This is a genomic window from Pseudomonas sp. LB-090624 (assembly GCF_003205205.1).
Lineage (GTDB): Bacteria > Pseudomonadota > Gammaproteobacteria > Pseudomonadales > Pseudomonadaceae > Aquipseudomonas.
The window spans coordinates 237,626-259,416 of sequence record NZ_QJRL01000005.1; the positions used below are offsets into that span (position 1 = coordinate 237,626).

Sequence of the window (21,791 nt, forward strand, 5' to 3'; positions counted from 1 at the left end):
AATACAATGAAAAAAACACATTCTCTGCGCCGTTTTTTTGCCGAGCATCGCCGTTACGAAGTCATCATCCTGCTGTTTGTAATGATGATCATCAACCAGGGCGACCGCGCCACGCTCTCCATTGCCGGCGCCAGCCTGGCCGATGAGATGGGCTTGGGGCATGCCCAGATGGGCTGGCTGTTCTCGGCCTTCGCCTGGGCCTACATGCTGCTGCAACTACCCGGCGGACTGGCCATCGACCGGTTCGGCAGCATTCGTGTGCTGGGCTTGGCGATCGTGGCCTGGTCGGTCTTCACCGGGCTGATTGGCACAGTGGCGATGATGCCGGTGGGGCTCGCGTTTTTCGCCGTGTTCATCCTGCGTTTCATGGTCGGCGCGGCCGAGGCCCCGTGCTTTCCTGCCAACAGCAAGATCGTTTCGATGTGGTTTCCCACTGCCGAGCGCGGGACTGCCACGGCGATCTTCAATTCTTCGCAGTATTTTGCAGCGGTGGTGTTCACGCCGCTGCTGGCCTGGATATCCACCCGCTGGGGTTGGCCGTGGGTGTTCTATGTGATGGGCGTTGCCGGCGTGCTCATGGGGTTGCTGTTCATTCGCCGCATCAAGGCACCCGTGCAGCACCCTTCCATCACACCTTCGGAGCTGGAAACCATGCGCGTCGGTGGCGCCAGCCTGCGAGAGCATGCTGCAAGCCGCCCGCAGGCAGAGGGCTGGAAACAGACCTGGGAACGTGCCCGTGGGTTGCTCAGGCAACGCATGTACCTAGGGATCTACCTGGCCCAATTCTGCATCAGTACCTTGACGTTCTTCTTTCTCACCTGGTTCCCCGTGTACCTGGTGCAGCAGCGCGGGCTGTCGCTGCTCGACGCCGGGCTGCTCGCGGCCGTGCCGGCGATCTGCGGCTTCGTGGGGGGGATTACCGGTGGCATGGCGTCGGACTGGATGCTGCGCAAAGGCCTGTCGTTGACCCTGGCGCGCAAGCTGCCGATCTTCATCGGCATGGCGCTGTCGATGAGCATGATCTTGTGCAACTACGTGGAAACCAACCTGCTGGTGGTGCTGTTCATGGCGCTGGCGTTCTTCGGCAAGGGGGTGGGCGCCTTGGGTTGGGCGATCATCGCGGACGTCTCGCCCAAGGACAGCATTGGCATGAACGGCGCCATCTTCAATACCTTCGGCAGCCTGGCCGGCATCGTCACACCGGTGGTGATCGGCTACATGGTGCAGTCGATGAACTCGTTCAACGGCGCGTTGATCTACGTCGCCCTGAATGCCGTCGGGGCGTTCGTCAGTTACCTGGTGATCGTTGGCCCGCTGCGCCGCCCGGACGAGGGCGCCAACGGCCAGGATGGTGCGCAACCCGGCCCGCCACTCAACGCTGCGGCTGCCCATTGATTACCCGCTGTGGCCCCATTACTGACAAGGACAACAATAATGTACGAGAAGAGCAGAAAGCTGTTCAGCGCCTTTAGCCTCGCAACCTGCATGATCGGCCTGGCTGGCACCCCGCAGGCGCACGCCAGCCAGTGGCCAACCATGGGCGCTGCGCTCACCGAAGTGGCACGCCTGGATTGGCTGTGCAATGCCGTGGCGCTGACCTCTGACGGCCGCATGTTCGTCGGCCTGCCGCGCTGGCCGGGGTTCGAGAAAACCCCCTCCATTGCTGAGGTCATGCCTGATGGCAGCCTCAAGCCCTTCCCGGGCGGGCAGTGGAACGACTGGGCGCCGGGCAAGCCAAGTGCGGCCGCGTTGGTAAAGATCAACACCATCCACATCTTCGACGATGACACCTTGTGGGCCATCGACCAAGGCGAGGATGCGGGCCCTGAAGGCATCAATCCCGGGCAGAAGATCCTCCAGTTCGATACCCGCAGCGGCAAGCTGTTGCGCAGCATCAGCCTACCCGCCAGCGTGCTGCCGGCTGGCGCGAACCTCAATGATTTGCGCCTGGACAGCGAACACGCCTATGTGACCGACTCCGGCCTGGGTGGGGTGATCGTCGTCAACTTGCGCACCGGTGACGCTGTCAGGCGGCTGGCGGGGCACCCGTCGACGCAGATGATTCCCACGCGGCGGCCAATCGGTGAAGACGGCCATGTGTTGTTGCTGCCGGACGGCAGTGATCACCAGGTGCACTCAGACCCCATCGAGATCAGCCCCGATGGCCAGTGGCTCTATTACCAGCCGCTGAGCGGGCCATTGTGGCGGGTACCGACCGCCGGCCTGCGTGACCCGGGGCTGAGCGATGAGCAGTTGGGCAAGCAAGTGCAGTTCGTCTACAACACCAATCCCCTTACCGGCACCGCAATCGACAGCGCCGGCAACATTTACATGGGTGAGTACGACAAGCCCCGAGTCACTGTCTATTCGCCAGATGGCACGCTGCGCGTGGTTGCCGAGGACGAACGCCTGGCCAACCCCGACGCGATGATCATCTCCGATCAGCGCGAGCTGTATATACCGGTTCCGCAAAGTGCCCGCATGGCGTCTAACCGAGGGCCCGGGGGCAAGGATGCGCTGCAGTTGCCCTTCAAGATCTACAAGCTGCAGCTGCCTGAAAACCTTGGCGATCGGGAGAAAGTCCCTGGACTGGTCGGCAAACCGTTAGCCACCACGCGTTGAACCCCGGGCAGGCGTTGCGGTGCCTGCCAACCCCGCACCTTTCACACCCATGATCCAGCGGCCGTCATTGGCGGCCGCAGGGTGCCTACGCCTGCGCGAAAGGCCCCCGTACATTTTCCAAGCCTGCCTGTGCAATGGAGCACAGGTCGTAAACCCAGGAGTTGTAACCATGAAAACAAAAAACAGCATGGCCGCTTTGAGCTTCGCCTTCATCGCTTCGGCTTTCACCCATGTGCAGGCGGCTAATGCGCCGAGTACTTCAGTGGTCACCCAGGAAAACCTGTCGACCGCCGCAGCCCAGCAGTTGGCCGAACGCGCAACCGAGATGGCCCGCAGCCGCAGCATGAACATCTGTATTGCCGTGACCGACGCCGACGGGCATCTGCTGGCCTTTACCCGCATGCAGGGCGCTTACGCCGGTTGCGTCGAAGCGTCGATCGCCAAGGCCAAGTCTGCAGCGCGCTTTGCCATCAATACCATCACCTTCTACGACCTGGCGCGAAAAGAGAACCTGGCCATCGGCACCATTCCGGGCATCCTGCCAGCGGTGGGCGGTGTCGTGGTCAAGCATGACAGCAACGTGATCGGCAGTGTGGGCATCAGCGGCGCGACAGACTTGACCGAACAGAAACTGGCAGAAGACGTGGCGGCCACGTTCCGTTGAAAGCAGCGGCCTCCTGTGTTGCAGGGGGCCGTATTGGACCGGCACTTTGTCTGTAAGGAATCGAAGATGAGCTTGTCACGTTTACTGTTGTCCGCCACTGTCGCAGGGCTCTTGCCGCTGGCCAATGCCGCGCAAGCGCCCCAGCCATTGCTTGACGCTGCGAACCTTTCGCTGGCCGGGGCTTCCGCGCTGTTGGAACAGGCAGTCGCCAAGGCGATTGGAGAAGGCGTGCATCCGTGCATTGCGGTCACCGATGCCAGCGGTTACCTGCTGGCGTTCAAGCGCATGGATGGCGCAGCCCCGGGCTGCGTTGAGGCGGCGATCAAAAAGGCCAACTCGGCCGCGATCAATGATGTCGACACGGTGGTGTTCTACGACCTGGCGCGCAAAGACAACCTGCAACTGGGCAGCATCCCGGGCATCCTGCCGGCGGTAGCGGGCCTGGTGATACGCCAGCAGGGCCAGCGGGTCGGCGGCATAGGGGTGGCCGGTGGTGCCGGTGATTCCCAGGAGCAGCGCTTTGCCACCGAGTTGGTGCGTGCCTTCGAAAAAACGCTACCTGTTCCGCCAACCCTTGAGGAGCACCGTCCATGAAGAGCGCCGCTCTGCGTCTTGATACTGTCGAGGGCGCTTTTGCCAGCGATTATGGCTTGCTGAAGCCTTCGACCATGCCTCACTCGCTCAGCGTGGCGGGCCTGGCAGCCACGTTGCTGGCCGCACTCTATTGCGGCTGGGGCAACCTGACACTGCCAGATTTCGCAGCCTGGTCCAGCACCCTCTGGATGGGCGTGGCGTTGCTCAGCGCGGTATTCATCACGCCAAGGGTGTTCGCGCCTGGCTATCTGTTGTCGCTGTTGCCGTTCCTGCTCGCCTGGCGCGTCGCCGCCATGAATGACGCGCAGGTGATGGTGTGGGTCGCGAGCATCGCCGCCATTCCGATCTTTCTGCAGTTCGTGGACTGCGCCCTCAGCGACCTGCGTCGAGGCCGGTCCAGGCCAGGTGCGTGGTTGGGTACCTTGTTGTGGCAGGCCACGCTAGTGCGGATGTACTTCGGCCTGAACGAGCTTTGCCACAGTGCTGAAAAGATCTTCGCCGGCATGGGCTGGTTCCATAAGCTCGAAGCGGGCTTCCAAGGTTTCGGTCTGGGGGAGCTGGCTGCGGCATTCGTGATCCTGGGCGGGTTGATCGAGTTTGCCAGTGCGGTGAGTGTCGGTCTTGGCCTGTTTGCCAGGCTGGGCGCATTCATCAGTCTCATCTACTTCCTGGTCGCCACCATCGGTTTCGGTGGGGAATGGAGCCGCGGTTACGCGTGGGCCTCGGCAGGCGGCGGTGGCTGGGAGTACGTGATGCTGCTGATGGTCGTGTTCGCCGGAGTGATGATGACGGGCGCCGGCAAGTTTTCACTGGACGGCTGGTTGTTGCATCGTGGCCTTATCCCGCGGCGGCTCATACCCTTGGCGGTCAACAAGCCAGGGGCCGCGTTGGGTTGAGCTCGACGCCAGTAGGCTAAAGTCGGGCAGGCATGGCAGACTGCCCGCTTTAAGTAACTGGATGTTGCAAGGTGGACAAGATCGATCGTCGCCAGCGCATGGCCGATGTCGCCCGTCACGCTGGCGTCAGCCTGAGCACCGTGGACCGCGTGCTGAACGAACGAGGCAGTGTCTCTGACAGCAAGCGCCGCAAAGTGCTGCAAGCTGCTCAGGCTCTAGGGCTCAAGCGGCTACTGCCATCGCCGGTGCATGGTCTGCTGCGTTTCGACCTGCTGATGGTCGACAGTGCAACTGATCACTTCCAGCGGCTGACGGCAGCCTTCGTTCAACAGGCGCAGATACACCGCTCGCGCCTGGTCCTGCAACGCCACGTCTGGCAGGAGCGAGCCCCGCAGCAATTGCTTGCCCTGATCAGCAAACCCAAGGTGCCGCGCCAGGGCATGATCGTGGTGGCTCAGGACACACCTGAAGTACGCGCCGCGCTGAGGGCGCAAATCGATGCCGGCGTTCCAGTGGTGCTGCTGACCAGCAGCCTCTCGGGGCTGACAGGCGCAACCTATGTTGGCATTGACAACCACAAGGCAGGCCGTGCCGCCGGCCGGCTGATGAGCCAGTGGGTCCGCCCGGGGCAGGGCCCGGTGTTGCTGATAACCAATTCGCTGTTGTACCACGCTCACCAGCAGCGGGTTCAAGGTTTTCTCGAGGTGATGGAGGAGCGGGCGCCGAACGTTACGGTGCTTGGCCCGCTTGAATGCTTCGATGATGACGACCTGAGCGCGGCGACACTCAGTGAACACTCCAGCCAGGGCGCCCCGATCGCCGGCTTGTATACCACGGGCAGTGGATCGACTGGGGTGCATCGGGGGCTGGCGCGTTTCACTGTCAATCCGGTCTGGATCAGCCATGAGGCTACGCATCAGCATGCTGATATGCTCGCCGAGGGGGTACTGTCGCTGGTCCTCGACCAAGACCCTGAAGGCCAGGCAGAAGCCGCCATCCAGCAGTTGCTCTACGCCAATGGTGACCTGGACGCGCCCCCGCAAGTGCACCCACAGCTGCGTATAGTGATCGACGAGACTGTTGAATCTGTCCGACCCTGAAGTTGTTTTGACGTAAACACGTCAAAGCCCCAATAGCGTGGCGTTATGTCGCGCCCTACACTGGCGCCCGCCGTGATCGGCAGGTCGCCAGGTACACCTCCCAGCATCCCGCGCTTTTCGTTCGCCCACTGCTTCCCCATCGCTTCGACGTGCTCATTCGTGCGCGCCGTGTGCCCTCGTGTGCCCGAAAATCCGCTACCTGCCCACGGCCCCCCGTGATTGTCGATAAGGAGAATTCCATGAAGCGTAGGGACGCCTTGCGTTCTATGGGTGCGCTGTTCGCCGCCGCAGGCCTTGCCAAGGTCGGAGCGGTTGAACTCAAGTCGGTGCCGTCAGAAACCGGCCTGACCCGCGAAATGCTGCCGTCACCCGTTATGAGCGGCGGCCAAGGCAACGTGTTCAAAGGCCAGGCTCGCGCCACCCTGACAGCGGTGTTCGACCGCCTGATCCCCCATGACGAGCTAGGCCCATCCGCCAGTGAAGCGGGCTGCGTAGACTTCCTCGATGCGCAGATGAACGGCCCCTACGGTGAGTCGAAAGACCTCTATCTGGACCAGCCGCTGCGCGCGGATGAGTCGCAATTAATGGGGCTGACCATCAGTTTGCGCACCCGCCGCGACTACACCCTGGCTGGGCTCGAGTTCATTGACCGGCACGCCCGCGCGCGCCATTCCAAACCCTTCGCCGAACTCGAAGGCGAGCAGATGGACGCTGTACTGTCTGACCTGGAGGCCGGCAAGCTTGATTGGGAAGGCAAGGGCAGCAGCAACCGCCTGTTTGAATTCCTGCTGATGAGCGTGCGTGAAGGCTACTTCTCCGACCCGTTGTACGGCGGCAACCGTGGGATGGTCGGCTGGAAGCTGGTTGGCTTCCCCGGTGCCCGCTACGACTACCGCCAATACATAGACCGCCGCGGTCAGGACTTGGGCCTTGAGCCCATCAGCCTGATCCCGGTGAGCTGAGCCCAGGAGAATCCCATGGCAATTCAACGAAAGAAAGCTGACGTCGTGATCGTCGGCTTGGGCTGGGCCGGCTCGCTGATGGCCGAAGAACTGACGCGTGCTGGGCTGGAAGTGGTCGCCATCGACCGCGGCCCTTGGCTTGATACCGCCACCGACACCCCGCCAGCGGTCGACCCGGACGAGCTGCGCTGGACCATACGCCGCGAGCTGCTGCTGCAGCCAGGTGATTACACCCTGACGTTCCGCAACCATTCAGGCCAGACTGCGGTGCCGACACGCGAACTGAAGGCCTTCCAGATGGGCAAATCGGTCGGTGGCGCAGGCTTCCACTGGGCCGGCATGGCCTGGCGCTTCTCCGAATGGGACTTCCGCGTGCGCTCGGCCACCTTGGAACGCTACGGTGCGAGCAAGCTCAAGGGCCTTGAGCAGGTGCAGGACTGGGGCATCACCTATTCCGACCTCGAGCCGTTCTACGACCGCTTCGAGCGGATCGCCGGTATCTCCGGTGTGGCTGGCAACATCAATGGCAAGCTGCAACCTGGCGGCAACCCCTTCGAAGGGCCGCGCAGTCGGGAATTCCCGACGCCTGCGCTCAAAGACTCACAGCTGATGCAGATGTACCGCGACAGCACCGCACAAATGGGCCTGCACCCGTTCTACATTCCCGTCGCCCACGTCGGCGCAGCCTATGTGAACCCGCTTGGTGTAAGCATGGCGCCGTGCACCTACTGCGGCTATTGCATGTTCCACGGCTGTGGTAACTATTCCAAGTCATCGCCCCAGGCCTGTGTCATCCCGGCGCTGATGCGGCGCAAGAATTTCACCCTGATCACCCAGGGTTATGTGACCAAGATCCACAAGGCCGAGGACGGCAAGACCGCCACCGGCGTGAGCTACTTCGACGAGCAGGGCCGCGAAGTGATCCAGCCGGCCGATATTGTCGCGCTGTGTTCGTTCACCTACGACAACGCGCGGCTGATGATGATCAGCCAGATCGGTCAGCAGTACGACCCGGTGACCCAGACTGGCACCCTCGGCCGTGCCTACAACTACCAGACCTGCTCCGGCGCCCACGTGTGGTTCGAAGACCAGACACTCAACCCGTTCATCGGCGCTGGCGGTCTGGGTATCCAGGTCGACGACTACAACGGTGACAACTTCGATCACAGCCAGCAAGACTTCATCGGCGGTGCCGGCTTGCTCACTGTTTCCCGCGAAGGTATGCCGATTGGCCGTTCCGGTCTGCTGCCGCCGGGCACCCCACGCTGGGGTAAAGGCTTCAAGCAGAACTACCAGGACAACTACCAGAACTACGGGATCATTTTCGGCCAGGGCACTTCGATGCCGGCCCGTGATGCCTACCTGTCACTGGACCCGAACTACAAGGACCGCTGGGGCACACCGCTGCTGCGCATGACCTTCGACTGGAACCAGAACGACCGCAACATGGCCCGTTTCATCGAGCAACGCGCGGTGGACATCGGCAGGAAGATGGGTGCCAAGCACGTGCACACCTTCAACTCGGCGGCAAAGTCCTGGAGCCCGTACGACGAGAACTCCAACCACACCCAAGGCGGCATGATCATGGGCGAAGACCCGCGGACCAGCGCGGTCAACACCTACCTGCAAAGCTGGGATGCACACAACGTGTTCGTAGTCGGCGCATCGGCGTTCCCGACCAACGCGGGTTACAACCCCACCAGCACCGTCGGCGCTCTGGCCATACGTACGGCACGCGCGATCCATGAAAAGTATCAGCACAACCCCGGTTCCCTGGTGTGAGGCCCGCGATGCTCAACAAGAAAACCGCCCTGATCGGCGGCGGCATGCTGGCCTTGGCTGGTGCCGTGATGCTCGGCCTGGTCATCCAGGCCAACTCCACTGCACGCTCGCAGGTGGCGGACGACACGGTGCGTCTTGGCGATTTCAAATCCACCGATGCGGTGCTGATCAAGCAGGGTGAATATGTGATGCGTGGCGCCGACTGCGCGGCTTGCCACACTGCCAAAAGTGGCGATTTTGCCGGTGGCTATGTGATCGGCACGCCATTCGGTGACATCCAGTCCTCCAACATTACCCCCGACCGCGAAACCGGTATTGGCAACTACACCCAGCGCGACTTCTTCAATGCCGTGCGCCAGGGCCGAGGCCGTCATGGCCTGCTATTCCCGGCCATGCCTTACACCGACTACACGCGCATGAGCGACGATGACCTGCGCGCGTTGTGGGCATTCTTCAGCACGATCGAGCCGCAGGCGCACAAAGTCGACGAGCTGTCGGGCATGAACTTCCCGTTCAACCAGCGTTTGCTGATGGCCGGCTGGAACTGGATGTTTTTCGACAACCAGCCATACGCCCCCGATCCTGGGCAAAGCGTGGAGTGGAACCGTGGCCGGTACCTGGTGGACGGGGCAGGGCACTGCGCCGCCTGCCACAGCCCGCGTAATGCCTTGGGTGGCCCGATTGCCAGCCAGGCCCTGCAGGGTGGGCTGGTAGGGACTTGGTTCGCGCCTAACATCACCAACGACCCGCACCAGGGCTTGGGGGACAGCTCGGTCGAGCAGATCGTCGACTACCTGAAAACCGGCAGTGACGGTGTGGCAGTAGCCAGTGGGCCCATGGCCGAAGCGATCGAGAACTCGACACAGCACCTGACCGAGCAGGACCTGCGCGCCATTGCTGTGTACCTCAAATCGTTACCTGGCACACCGCAACCTGCCGCCCAAGCACTGGCCGCAAGCGATGCGCGCATGCAACGCGGGGGTCAAGGCTACGAGGTGCATTGCTCGGCCTGTCACGGCACTGCGGGCGAGGGTGTGAGCCATATGATCACTGGCTTTGCCGGCAACAAGGCGATCCTGGCGAACAACACCGACACGCTCACCAGCGTGGTCCTGGGTGGTGCGCGTGCGGTGCATACCCACACCTACACCACCGGTGCGGGCATGCCGGCGTTCGACTGGAAACTCAGTGACAGCGAGATCGCCGACATCCTCACATTTGCCCGCAACAGCTGGGGCAACAGTGCCCAGCCGGTCACGGCTGCGGAAGTGACGAAGATGCGCAAGCAGCTTGAGCTGCCTGAGCAAATGCGCGCCAGCGTTCAGTAATCACCCGCGGCTGAACCTGCGGCACAGGTGGAGCACGGCCATTGGCCCTGTGCACCACCTGTGTCCGCCGGCCCTTCGGCGGCGAGAGCCGCAACAGGCAGCATCCAATAACAAAGAGAACCATCAATGTCCATTTTCAAACAGCGCGTCTTGCTTGCCGCTTTGGCCTGCGCCCCGACCGTTCACGCTGCAGAGCCTTTTGCCAGCGATTCCCCTTGGGCGCTGGGCGACTGGAATGGCGCCCGCAGCGACCTGGCCCAGCAGGGCGTGAATTTCGAATTCGCTTATGTCGGCGAAATCGGTGCCAATCTTGGTGGCGGGTACAACAACGACCGTACTGCCCGCTACAGCGACCAATACTCCCTGGGCGCCCATTTCGACCTGGAGAAACTGCTGGGCTGGCACGACGCGCGCTTCCAGCTGACCGTGGCCAACCGCAATGGCGACAACATTTCCAACGACCGCGTTGGCGACCCCCGCACCGGTACGCTCAGCTCGTCGCAGGAAGTCTGGGGCCGTGGCTCGCACTGGCGCATGACCCAGCTGTACTACCAGCAAGCGTTCTTCGATCGGCACCTGGACATCAAGGCTGGGCGCTTCGGTGAGGGTGAGGACTTCAACAGCTTTGATTGCAACTTTCAGAACCTGACTTTTTGCGGCTCGCAGGTCGGGAACTGGGGTGGCATCTGGTACAACTGGCCGATCACCCAGTGGGCGCTGCGGGTCAAGTACCAGCTCAGTGCCGAGCTGTTCGCGCAAATCGGCGCGTACGAGCAAAACCCGTCGAACACTCAGAACGACAATGGCTTCAAGCTCAGTGGCAGTGGCACCGAGGGCGCAGTGCTGCCGGTGGAACTGGTATGGCAGCCGCGCATTGACGGCCTACCGGGTGAATACCGTGCCGGTTATTACTACAGTACGTCCAACGCCAAGGATGTGCTCAAGGACAGCCGTGGCCAGCCTGCTGTAATCAGCGGAGCAGCCTATCGCAGCGCATCGAGCAAGCACGGCGTGTGGCTGGGTGCCATGCAGCAGGTAACCCAGCACGCTGGCGATGCTTCACGCGGGCTGACCGTTTTTGCAATGGGCACGGCCCATGACCGTAAGACCAGCAAGGTCGATCACTACCTGTCTGTGGGCGCTATCTACAAGGGCCCATTCGATGCACGGCCAAAGGACGATGTCGGCCTGGCTCTATCGGAAGTCCATGTGAACGCGGCCTACCGAAAGAATGCGGCGCTGACCAATCAGGTCAACGGGATCGATGACTACGACAACCCCGACTATCTGCCGGTCCAGGAAACCGAGTACAACGCCGAGCTGAACTATGGCATCCATCTAGCCGATTGGCTGACGGTGCGGCCGAACCTGCAGTTTGTGCGTCACCCAGGCGGGGTGAAACAGGTTGACGATGCCTGGGTAGGCGGTTTGAAGGTGCAAGCGAGCTTCTGAGTGCAGAGGTGGTACGTGCGCAGGGCAAGGCACAAGCCTTGCCCTGCTTGCAAGCGGGTCAGCCTTGCTGCAACAAGTGCCGTGCCGCAGCCAGGGCTTGGCTGCGGAGCGTGGCTGTATCGATCCCGATGAGTTGGCCCCCACGTTTGACGATACGGCCGTCGGCGATCACGGTGTCGACGTCTGCTGGAGTCGCCGACTGAACGATGCACGCCACGGGGTCGTTGACTGGGAAGATGCCCAGCCTGCGGGTGTCGATCAGCGCCAGGTCGGCGCGCTTGCCCACAGTGATCGAACCTGTTTCCTGGCCGATGCCCATGGCGAGCGCAGCCCCCTGTGTGGCCCAATGCAGCACATCCTTGGCGGTCATCAGTTGCTCATCACCAGAAGTGCCAATAGCCAGGTTGAGGCAGGTCTGCATGAGCATGAACGGGTTGGCATTGCCCCCTAGCACCAACGTGTCGATGCCGAGCGTGATCGGTAGTTTCGCGCGATGCAGCGCTGCCACGGGCGGCAGCCCGTAGCCCACACGCATTTCCGTCAAGGGTGTGATGCACACCGTGGCGCCCGCCTGCGCGATGCTGGCCAAGTCTTGTTCATCGGCGTGGGTGGCGTGCACCAGTTGCACGGACGAGCTCAACAGGCCCCGGCCAGCCAGTTGTTGGATAGCCTTTTTCTCCTGCATCTGGCGGCTGACGGCAATATGGGTGGATACAGGCAGACCATGGGCTTTGGCAAATGCAAACTCTGCTTCCCAGATCGGCGCTTCGGTGCGTTCGGGACCACGGATAGCCAACCCAAGATCGATGCGCCGGTGAGCGGGGGTCTTCAGTTGGGACTGCACACGCTCGATATCCTTGAAGTCCATCGCACCCGTGGCCGGCAAGTCTTGCGCATAGCCGTACCACAGCCGCGCCCGCAAACCGCTGGAGGAGAGGGCGCGCAACTCAGCCTGGGCGAAGTCGGGATCGCGAATATTGTGCGCCCAGCTGTTCACCGTGGTGATGCCTGCATGAGTGGCCTCGGCCAGCCCGAGCCGAATGCTGAGCTCGGTGAGGGCAGGGGTGAAGCGCTTGCTGGTGGCTTGCTGGGTGACGAAGAAGGCAGGCCCGCCCGGAACTGGCGCGCTATTGCGCAGCAAGCTATTCCACAAATGCCAGTGGGTATCGATGAGCCCTGGGATCAGGATCATGTCCGTCGCGTCGATTACCTGCGCTTGACTGGCGACCAGCCCCTTGCCGATCTGGCGGATGGTGTCGTGCTCTATCAACACGTCGGTATTGTTCATGTCGCCCAGCGCCGGATCCATGGTAATCACCGTGGCGTTGCGAATCAGCAGCCGGCCAGCGCGCTCTGGAGAAGGGGTGCTGGCCTGGGCTGGGAGCATCAAACTGGCCCCGGCTAGCGAACCGAGTCGTAGCAGTGTGCGGCGATCAATGGCCATGAAGCTGTCCTCCTGGAGTCTGTTGCCTACCACGTTCGGGGCGAACGTTCCTACCTGCGACATGGAGGGTAGGCCAAGAGTTCGTTCAGTGTGATGCCACGTCGTAGAACTGCAATGGCCCTTGGCTGCGCCGCTGCTGCGTCAACGTGTGGGGCGCTCAAGAGTCGGGGCATTGTTGCGCGCGAGGTTCATGTTGAGCCCCGCGTAGGCTGCGATGCCGAAAACGATTCCCCAGAAGGCTGCAGCGAGCCCCAGGAAGCTCATGCCAGAAGCGGTCACCAGGAAGGTGATCAGGGCTGCTTCGCGTTGCTTCTCATCTGCCATGGCACCCGATAAGCCGTTGGCGATGGCGCCGAACAGAGCAAGGCCCGCCAGTGTTGCGATCAACGCTTTCGGCAGCGCCCCGAACACCACGGCCAGCGTCGCACCGAATGTGCCCACCAGAATGTAGAACACCCCGCAGGCGATACCGGCCACGTAGCGTTTGCCTGGATTCTCGTGGGCTTCGGGTCCAGTACAGATTGCAGCGGTGATGGCGGCCAGATTGACGCCATGGGCACCGAACGGTGCCATCAGCAAGGAGCCGAGTGCAGTGAGCGCGACCATCGGCCGAGCCGGAGTTCCGTAGCCTGCGCTACGCAACACTGCAATACCCGGTACCGACTGCCCTGTCAGAGAGACCAGCGCAAGAGGGAGGCCCACGCTGATGATCACCTGCCAGTTCCACTCAGGGGTGGTCCACACCGGTACCGATGCTTCAAGCACCCAGTCGCCAGTGTGCAACTGACCGAGGCAAGCGGCGACGATACAACCAACGAGCAGTACTGACAGCACCGCATAGCGGGGGTTGATCCGTTTGAAGCACAGGTAGGCGGCGAGCATGGCCAGCACCAGCACAGGTTGCGTGTTGAGCGAGCCGAACAGGTCTGCGCCAAAGCGGAACAGGATCCCCGCCAGCATGGCCGAGGCAATTGCCTTGGGGAGTCGATTCATGAGCCGATCGAATGCACCGCTCAACGCAATTGCAGCGATCAGGGCTGCAGATACGAGGTAGGCACCAATGGCCTGCGCCAGCGTGATACCCGGCAGCGTCGAAACCAGCAATGCAGCGCCAGGCGTCGACCATGCTGTGATCACCGGTACCTTGAGCCAATAGCTGAGCACTACTCCTGTGACGCCGCTGCCGATTGAGATGGCCCATATCCAAGAGCCGATGATGTCGTTGGGCAGGTGCGCCTGGTGCGCCGCTTGAAACACGATCACCAACGGCCCAGCGTACGACACAAGCATGGCCACGAAACCTGAAATTACCGCCGAGAGGGATAGATCTTGTCTGATTGCCGGCATCGCATACCTCTATCTTGATCGAATCAATCGATTCATATTGAGTCAGTTCAATTAATCTAATATGTGTCACTAAGACAAATCAAGTTACATTTACTGCGCCGGATGGAAGGTGCGGAACGTACCACGCCTGGTTGCGGAGGCAGGCTCAAGGGGCCGTGCAAATTGATGCGCTCTGCTCGTCGGCCACTGGTGTAATATCTGTGCTCCTTTGACTCAAGGGCAAAAGACTATGTGGGTCCCCCACCTCAGTGAGCACAATCAACCGGTATACCTCGCGATCGTCGATGCGCTCGGCAAAGACATTGCTCGCGGCCAACTGAGAAGGGGCGACCGACTGCCGACTTTGCGCGAGCTTGCCACCGCCCTGGATATAACCCCGGGCACCGTCAGCCGCGCCTATACCGAAGCGTCGCGGCGGGGGCTCACCCACGGAGAAGTGGGGCGAGGCACTTATGTGCTGGGGGAGGGCGCCCCAGAGGCTGAACTCCCTGTGGCGATACCCGGTTCGGGTCAGAGCGGCGTTCTACGCTCAGGAGTGCTCGACCTGTCGATCATCAAACCTCAGAGCACATTCCAGGAACCGTGGCTCCGTTCAGCCTTCGCAGAATTGTCCCAAGGTGATGACCTTGGTCCAGCCCTGGATTACGTGCCCGATGGAGGGCATCCGCTGCACCGGCAGGCGGCCGCTGCCTGGTTGAGTCAATGGATTCCGGATGCAGAGTGGCAGCAGGTAGTACTGACCAGCGGCGCCCAGCATGGGCTGATGGTTGCGATCAGCGCGCTTACCCGTCATCAGGACCTGGTGCTGTGCGAGTCGCTCTGCTATCCCGGGATCATTTCGGTGGTGCATGGCACCGGGCGCCGATTGGCAGGCGTTCCCATGGATGAGTACGGGATCATTCCGCAGGCCCTGCGTGACATTTGTAAGCGAGAGCGCCCGGCGATGCTGGTTTGCGTCGCCACTTGCCAGAATCCTACCACCGCAATCATGCCCAATGCCCGAAGGGCAGAGATTGCGGCGATCGCGCGGGAGTTCGACTTTCTGATCCTGGACGACGATATCTATGGTTTCCTCGCCACTGACGATGATATTCGTCCGCTGTCTACTTTCGCTCCTGAGCGCTCCATCTATTTGACCAGCCTTTCCAAGTCGGTTCTTCCGGCATTGCGCATCGGCTACCTGTACAGCCCCGCGCGTTTATTGCCACGCTTGACGGCGATGGTTCGTAGCACGGTGTGGATGCCTTCGCCGCTGACCGCACACATTGCCAGTCATGTTCTGAACACGGGTTTGCATGCCGAAATCATTGCGCGGCACAGGGCTGAGGCCGCAGCCCGGCAAGCGATTGCCCGCGACGTTTTCCAGCGCTGGGAGTTGATTGGCCAGCCTTTCAGCTACCACGCTTGGCTTAAGCTCCCGGCACCTTGGGGCAGCGATGAGTTCGCCACGCTAGCGCGTGCCAATGGTGTACTGGTCATGAGCGCGAACCAGTTCGAGGCTGGAGGATCTGATGACGTCTCAGCCGTGAGGATCGTGCTGATGTCACCCACCAACCAGTCGGAGCTTCGCTTTGCACTGACCAAGCTGGTGAGCTTGTTGGAGACTAACGATCCTAAACTTTTCTACTAGCCCGCATGGACCTCGCGTGAAGACCTCAAGCCGTAAGCCCGTTCTTCTCATGCTGTGCCTCGCTGTGTGCGCAAATGCGCACTCGAGCGAGGTGTGCAAGGCACCCGCGTCGGGTGCGCCGCTGTTCATCAGCGCCAGCTGCGTAGATCCACAATTCGGCCAGCCGGTTATCGATGCCAGAACCTCGATAAAGCAACCGGCGAACATGGTCAAGATCACTGGACATTTCAAAGGTACTGAAGCCACCTTCAGTATTTACTTCCCGCCGAAAGCCCAGTGGCGTGGGCGCTTTTATCAAAGCGTCTATCCCATGTCCAATGGTGAAATACCCGAAGCTACGCTGGCATTTGCCAACGAAGACGGTGCGTATACCGTCGCTACCGGCCATACCACTGGCTATCGCGCAGATGCCGCTGCGGCAAAACTGGCCAGAGCCCTTGCGCAAGACTACTACCAGGCGCCTGGCCGCCAGATTTACGGCTACATCACCGGCGGCAGCGGCGGGTCCTATCAGACCATTGCCGCGATGGAGAACAGCCAGGGCGTCTGGGACGGCGCAGTTCCTTTCGTCATAGGGACTCCAACTTCGATCCCGGTCAATTTTTTCGTGCGGGCGTTTGCACGGGTGGTGTTGGCGGATAAAGCCGCGCAAATTCAGGATGCCATGATGCCTGGCGGTAGCGGCGATCCATACTCAGGGCTCGATGCTACGGAGCAGGCCATTCTGCGCGAAGTGACGGCTATGGGGGTCCCACTCAAAGGCTGGACGACGCCGTCTTATCTGCTCGGGCTGGACGACGCGCAGGGGCTGATGGGTTTCGCCGACACGGTTCAAGCGTTGGACCCTGAGTACACGCACGACTTTTGGCGGCGGCCGGGTTATCTCGGCACCGAGCACTCAAGGCTGGGCGATATCTTCCGGTCGGCGAGAGTCAGCATGAAGACGTCGCTGAGTGTCGAGGCGAGCACGCCGCAGGTGCTTCACCTTGAGCACGTGCCAGAAAGAACCTCCGTTACAGACCTCGCCTATACATTGCTCGACTCTGCCGGCTCATCCCTTGGTAGTGTCAAAGGCGTGCTGGATCCTTCCCGCAAAACCTTCACGATCGACCCCCAGAGCCTTATCCAGGTCGGCGATGCGGTAACGCGCGCGGCAATGCTCGAGATCGATAACAGCGCGTCGCTGGCGCTGACCGCCTATCACCGCTACCAAGTGCCCAGCGAACGGGACTTTCATGTATGGGATCAATTTCGCCGCTCGGACGGTACTGCGATCTACCCCCAGCGCCCGCTGCTGGTCGGCCCTGTCATCGGCGATGGCGCTTCCGGCGGCGGTCAGTTCACCGGGCGCTTTGCGGGTAGAATGATCGTCATTGGCAATCTACTCGATCTTGACGCGTTTCCCTGGGATGGTGACTGGTACGCACAACGCGTCAAGACTGCGCTTGGTCCTCGGTTCGAAAACAACTTCAGGCTGTGGTACAACGAAAACGCCAACCATGCCGATGGCTCCGTGATCATCTCTGGCAAGAGCAACGATGTGGTGTTGGTCAGCTACGTCGGCATACTTCAGCAAGCCTTGAGGGATCTGAGCCATTGGGTGGAAGCGGGTAAGCCACCCTCACCCACGACCCGCTACAACATCGCCAATGGCCAGGTCGAGATCGCTCGGGCCGGGGCCCTGCGGGGCGGTATCCAGGCCAGCGTCGATCTCACCACTGCGGGCAAGAAGGTCGTTCACGTCCGCAGCGGCGAGCCGGTTACTCTCACAGGCAAGATCTCCCTGCCTGCCAATGTGGGCAAGGTGGTTGCGGTCGAGTGGAGTGCTACCAGCGAGGGCCCTTTCGCCAGATCTGGCCTGAAACACCTACCTGACGGCGATTTTCAGGTCCGCAAGGTGGTGCGCTATACGACCCCAGGTACCTACTACCCGGTACTGCGCGTAACCACGCAACGGCAGGGCAATGCGCAGACACCGTTCGCCTTGGTACGGAATCTGGATCGGCTCCGAGTAGTGGTGCAGTGACGGGCGATCCCCCGCGGTCGCCAAGCGCTGCTGTGCAGGTCAAGTCGACAGTGCCTGAAGCAGCACTTTGACCTTCTCGGATTCCCGGCGGTGCCTGAGGTAGGCGGCAAATACTTCGTACTGGGCGAATTCAAGACCGGGGAGCGCGTTTACCAACGACCCGGCCTTGAGATCCTGCTCGATCAGGTACAGCGGGAGTACCGCTAATCCTGCTCCCGCCAAGGCCAAGGCGCGAAGCGAAGTGGAATCATTGACGCTGATTACCGGGTTGATCTGCAGAGCCGTTCGCTTTTTCCGCCATGTGACCGGGAAGCTGATCACCGGGGCGTAAACCCGCTGCGCCAGGCAGGCATGAGCACTGAGCTCTGCCAGGTCTTTGGGCGCAGGGTTGCGTTCGAAGTAAGCGGGCGAAGCACAGAGCGCCAATCCGAAGCTCGCGACCTTGTCGTACCTGACGCCGGACTGAGCCGGCGAAGCCAAGCGAATGGCGACATCATATTCACCATCCAGCAGGTCAACGTAGCGATCAGACAAATCGACCTCGAAGCGCAGGTCGGGATATTGGGTGGACAGCGTGGCGATGCGCGGCAGCACGAATGTGCGTCCAAATGACGTCGGCATGGTCACACGCAAAACGCCTTCTGGCTTGGACAGGCCGCTTTGCAAACGCGTATCGGCCGAGTTGAGGCGTGCCATCACGTCGCGCAAATCAGATGCATAGGTCAATCCTGAGTCGGTCAACGCGACCTTGCGAGTCGTTCTGAGCACCAGTTGGCGCCCAAGTCGTGCCTCCAGGTTGGAGATTCGTCGGCTGACTGTTGATTGTGCGACTCCAAGTTCTCGTGCAGCGAGAACAAAGCTGTTGCAGCCGGCTACGGCAAGAAAGGCTTCAACGTCAGCGAGAGAGGGAGTATTCATCGAATTTACGCATAAGTGAAATCGCAAGATGGTTATTCTAATCCGAAAATCGCAAGGATACGATGAGCAATGACTTGTGTGAGGAGTGAGATATGTCAGCGGTAACGCACGCGGTAAAAAGCCGGCATTCGACCCGGGCGTTTCTATCCCGGGGTGTTGAAGAGTCGCTGCTGCGCGAGATCATAGAGGCTGCGCGCTATTCGCCCTCAAGCGGCAATTTGCAGCCCTGGAAACTTTACGTGCTGACCGGCCACAACCTGGCCCAGCTGAAGAGCGAGGTTGCGGTGACGCTGAAGGCGAGCCCACGTGGCGAAGGCATGGGCTACCCCATCTACCCAGACGACCTCAAAGCGCACTTCCAGGCGCGCCGCGCAAAATGCGCTGAGGACCTCTACGCCACCTTGAATGTGCTTAGAGATGACCGCGCCGGCCGCGCCCAGCAGTTTGCCCGCAACTTCACCTTCTTCGATGCCCCGGTCGGAATGATCCTGGCCGTGGATAGGAGCATGGGAAGCGCCCAGTGGGCGGACCTGGGCATGTTTCTGCAAACCCTGATGCTATTGGCTCACGAACGAGGGCTGGCTACCTGTGCGCAAGCCTGCTGGACGCTGGTTCATCAGACGGTGCAGCGCCAACTCGAGTTGCCCGCTGAGCTGATGCTGTTCTGCGGCATAGCCGTTGGCTATGCCGACGCTGATCACCCTATCAACGCCCTGCGCACCGAGCGTGAACCGCTCGAAGCCGTGGTCGAGTTCCGGGGCTTTGCTTGATTGCATCGACATACCTACCGCTTGCATCAACTGGAGATTCACATGAAGCGTGTTGAAACCCATGATCTGGATTCGATTTCCAATTACAAGATGGTGGATGTCCCCGACCCTGCACCTGGCGCGGGTGAGGTGTTGATAAAGGTCGCAAGCTGCGGGATCGGGTATGTCGATGCGCTGGAGTCATTGGGTAAGTACCAGGTCCGGCCACCGGTTCCGCATGTGCCAGGTCAAGAGATCAGTGGCGAGGTAGTAGGGATTGGGGAGGGGGTAGCCGATCTGCAGGTTGGTGATCGGGTGATCACGCAGATTCACGGCGGTTTCGCTGAGCTGGCAACCGCCAGTGCCACTAAAGTCACAAGAATCCCGGCCGGCATGGACTTCGCCCAGGCAGCCGGCTTCAAGATCAACTATGTCACCGTTCTCCATGCCCTGCGTGATCGTGGCAACCTGCAGCCGGGTGAAACCGTGCTGGTGATAGGCGCAGCGGGCGGCGTAGGTTCGGCCGCGATTCAGGTGGCCAAATGCCTTGGCGCCAGAGTGATTGCCGTCGCCTCCAGCGCTGAAAAGCGTGCGTTTGCCACGCAAATGGGTGCCGATCACGTTATTGATTCGGCAGCGGAGAACTTCCGTGAACTGATAAAGGAATTGTGTGACCAGAAAGGCCCGAATGTGGTGTTCGACCCGGTTTGCGGTCCGCTTTTCGAGCCCGCATTCCGTTCGTTGACCTGGGGTGGAAGGCACCTGGTCGTAGGTTTTGCCGGTGGCCCGATTCCTGCCTTGCGGGCAAACTTACCGCTGCTCAAAGGCGCTTCGCTGGTGGGGGTCGACGTCCGTCAGTTCGGAATCTTCGAACCGGACAAAAGCGAACAGCATTTGCAGCAACTGCTCGGTTGGGTGGCGCAGGGCAAGCTGAAACCGCCAATCGGCAAGGTCTTCGGTTTCGGCGAATATGCCCAAGCGCTTGAGTACGCGCTGAGTGGCAAGGGGCTGGGGAAAACCATTATCCAGGTTTCAGCGGTTTGAGCTTCGAGCTTCAACGCTGGCTGTAAACGTCAAAGGGGGCGCCGATCAGGCGCCCCCTTTGTTTGTGCTTGCAGGATAGCAGCCGGGCAGGGCGGCTAGCCCGGGTGCCAGGGAACGGCGCCCAGGCTCCTGCGATCAACCGCGGTTGGCAGCCCAGCGATCCATGACCTGTGCCAGCGACATCGAATGCGGTGCTTCAGGCACGCCTGGTGCTGTGCGTGAGAACCTTGGCGCCGGCGCGGGGTGCAACACTTCTTCCACTCTGACGAAGGTTTCGCGGGCCCGATTGTGTGCATGCTCGGGTGCTTCCTCCCAGTCGAGTACCGGCGCGAAGCAGGCATCGGTTCCTTCCAGTAGGGCGCACCATTCATCACGGGTGCGCGAGGCGATGATACCGCTGAGGGCTTGCTTCTGTGACACCCAGGACGCCTGGTCCATCTGCTCGTCGAACAAGCTGCCCTCTAGCCCACATCGGTCGCGCAGCTCTTGATAGAACTTGGGTTCGATGGCACCCAGCGCGATGAAACGCCCATCAGCGCAGCGGTAGGTATCGTAGAACGGGGCGGCGCCATCCAGCAGGTTGCTGCCGCGCTCGTTGGTCCAATGGCCTTGGGCTTTCAGGCCGTGTATGAAGGCCGCTAAAAGGGAGGTGCCATCGCTCATGGCGGCATCGATGACCTGACCTACCCCCGAATGCTTGACCTCATGCAGGGCGGCCAATAGCCCCACCAGTAGCAGCATGCCGCCGCCACCGAAGTCGCCCACGAAGTTGATCGGAGGCGGGGGTGTCTCATCGCGCCGACCAATGCTGTGCAATGCACCCGTGATCGCGATGTAGTTGATGTCGTGACCGGCTGCCTGGGCCAGTGGGCCGAATTGCCCCCAGCCTGTCATGCGGCCATAGATCAGTCTTGGGTTACGGGCATGACACTGGGTGGGGCCCAAACCGTTCCTTTCCATCACTCCCGGCCGGAAACCCTCGATCAAAAGGTCGGCTTGCTCGACCAGATCGAGTATGGCCGCCTGGCCTTGTGCAGTAGAAATATCCAGCTCTACGCTAGGCCGGTTTCGGCTGAGTACATCCCGGTGATCAACAGCCGTACCGGGCCTTACAATGCGGATGACGTCGGCGCCGTAATCCGCCAGAACCATCGCACAAAAGGGTGCTGGCCCGATTCCCGACATTTCTACAACCTTGATACCTTGCAGTGGGCCCATGGCTCCTCCGGCACG

Annotated in this window: 18 protein-coding genes; 14 read left to right on the top strand and 4 right to left on the bottom strand. The window is 61.2% G+C overall.

Annotation, left to right across the window (positions count from 1 at the left end):
- Positions 1–6: 6 nt before the first annotated feature.
- The 10 genes from DMX11_RS08280 to DMX11_RS08325 all read left to right on the top strand — a co-directional run bounded on the left by DMX11_RS08280 (position 7) and on the right by DMX11_RS08325 (position 11,400).
- Positions 7–1,395 carry an MFS transporter gene (locus DMX11_RS08280; protein WP_110744051.1) on the top strand — a complete coding sequence of 463 codons (1,389 nt, stop codon included), beginning with the start codon at positions 7–9 and terminating at the stop codon, positions 1,393–1,395.
- Positions 1,396–1,434: 39 nt separating this feature from the next.
- Positions 1,435–2,622, top strand: a complete 1,188-nt coding sequence (locus DMX11_RS08285) for a major royal jelly family protein (RefSeq protein WP_256590535.1) — start codon at positions 1,435–1,437, stop codon at positions 2,620–2,622.
- A gap of 169 nt (positions 2,623–2,791) precedes the next feature.
- Complete coding sequence (locus DMX11_RS08290; RefSeq protein WP_256590536.1) at positions 2,792–3,286, top strand: heme-binding protein; 495 nt, start codon at positions 2,792–2,794, stop codon at positions 3,284–3,286.
- Positions 3,287–3,352: 66 nt separating this feature from the next.
- On the top strand, positions 3,353–3,880 hold the full coding sequence (locus DMX11_RS08295; protein WP_110744052.1) for a heme-binding protein: 528 nt from the start codon (positions 3,353–3,355) through the stop codon (positions 3,878–3,880).
- A complete protein-coding gene (locus tag DMX11_RS08300) occupies positions 3,877–4,776 on the top strand; it encodes a DoxX family protein (RefSeq protein WP_110744053.1) in 900 nt (299 codons plus the stop codon). The genes DMX11_RS08295 and DMX11_RS08300 overlap by 4 nt, the downstream gene beginning before the upstream one ends.
- A gap of 71 nt (positions 4,777–4,847) precedes the next feature.
- Positions 4,848–5,876: a LacI family DNA-binding transcriptional regulator gene (locus tag DMX11_RS08305; RefSeq protein WP_110744054.1), complete on the top strand. Its 1,029-nt coding sequence runs from the start codon at positions 4,848–4,850 to the stop codon at positions 5,874–5,876.
- Between the two features lie 239 nt (positions 5,877–6,115).
- A complete protein-coding gene (locus DMX11_RS08310) occupies positions 6,116–6,838 on the top strand; it encodes a gluconate 2-dehydrogenase subunit 3 family protein (protein WP_110744055.1) in 723 nt (240 codons plus the stop codon).
- A gap of 15 nt (positions 6,839–6,853) precedes the next feature.
- Positions 6,854–8,620 carry a GMC family oxidoreductase gene (locus DMX11_RS08315; protein ID WP_110744056.1) on the top strand — a complete coding sequence of 589 codons (1,767 nt, stop codon included), beginning with the start codon at positions 6,854–6,856 and terminating at the stop codon, positions 8,618–8,620.
- Positions 8,621–8,628: 8 nt separating this feature from the next.
- Positions 8,629–9,948, top strand: a complete 1,320-nt coding sequence (locus tag DMX11_RS08320; protein ID WP_110744057.1) for a cytochrome c — start codon at positions 8,629–8,631, stop codon at positions 9,946–9,948.
- A gap of 126 nt (positions 9,949–10,074) precedes the next feature.
- Complete coding sequence (locus tag DMX11_RS08325; protein WP_110744058.1) at positions 10,075–11,400, top strand: carbohydrate porin; 1,326 nt, start codon at positions 10,075–10,077, stop codon at positions 11,398–11,400.
- 58 nt (positions 11,401–11,458) lie between these two features.
- On the opposite strand, the gene DMX11_RS08330 is transcribed toward DMX11_RS08325, so the two are convergent.
- Both DMX11_RS08330 and DMX11_RS08335 read right to left on the bottom strand, forming a co-directional pair.
- Positions 11,459–12,709, bottom strand: coding sequence for an amidohydrolase family protein (locus DMX11_RS08330; protein ID WP_158286166.1), 1,251 nt, complete (start codon positions 12,707–12,709; stop codon positions 11,459–11,461).
- Between the two features lie 276 nt (positions 12,710–12,985).
- Complete coding sequence (locus tag DMX11_RS08335) at positions 12,986–14,191, bottom strand: benzoate/H(+) symporter BenE family transporter (protein WP_110744060.1); 1,206 nt, start codon at positions 14,189–14,191, stop codon at positions 12,986–12,988.
- A gap of 229 nt (positions 14,192–14,420) precedes the next feature.
- Between DMX11_RS08335 and DMX11_RS08340 the strand changes: the two genes are divergently transcribed.
- Positions 14,421–15,821 carry a PLP-dependent aminotransferase family protein gene (locus DMX11_RS08340; RefSeq protein ID WP_110744061.1) on the top strand — a complete coding sequence of 467 codons (1,401 nt, stop codon included), beginning with the start codon at positions 14,421–14,423 and terminating at the stop codon, positions 15,819–15,821.
- Between the two features lie 16 nt (positions 15,822–15,837).
- Positions 15,838–17,847 (top strand): Tat pathway signal sequence domain protein, encoded by a 2,010-nt coding sequence (locus DMX11_RS08345; protein WP_256590538.1) that lies wholly within the window; start codon positions 15,838–15,840, stop codon positions 17,845–17,847.
- A 39-nt stretch (positions 17,848–17,886) separates the two neighbouring features.
- Here DMX11_RS08345 and DMX11_RS08350 read toward each other — a convergent pair whose 3' ends face one another.
- Entirely contained in the window at positions 17,887–18,765 is an 879-nt protein-coding gene (locus tag DMX11_RS08350) for a LysR family transcriptional regulator (RefSeq protein ID WP_110744062.1), read from the bottom strand.
- Positions 18,766–18,857: 92 nt separating this feature from the next.
- On the opposite strand from DMX11_RS08350, the gene DMX11_RS08355 reads away from it, so the two are divergent.
- Both DMX11_RS08355 and DMX11_RS08360 read left to right on the top strand, forming a co-directional pair.
- Positions 18,858–19,535: a nitroreductase gene (locus DMX11_RS08355; RefSeq protein ID WP_110744063.1), complete on the top strand. Its 678-nt coding sequence runs from the start codon at positions 18,858–18,860 to the stop codon at positions 19,533–19,535.
- Between the two features lie 42 nt (positions 19,536–19,577).
- On the top strand, positions 19,578–20,558 hold the full coding sequence (locus tag DMX11_RS08360) for an NADPH:quinone oxidoreductase family protein (protein ID WP_256590540.1): 981 nt from the start codon (positions 19,578–19,580) through the stop codon (positions 20,556–20,558).
- Between the two features lie 135 nt (positions 20,559–20,693).
- Here DMX11_RS08360 and DMX11_RS08365 read toward each other — a convergent pair whose 3' ends face one another.
- Positions 20,694–21,776, bottom strand: coding sequence for a CaiB/BaiF CoA-transferase family protein (locus DMX11_RS08365; protein WP_110744064.1), 1,083 nt, complete (start codon positions 21,774–21,776; stop codon positions 20,694–20,696).
- Positions 21,777–21,791: the final 15 nt, after the last annotated feature.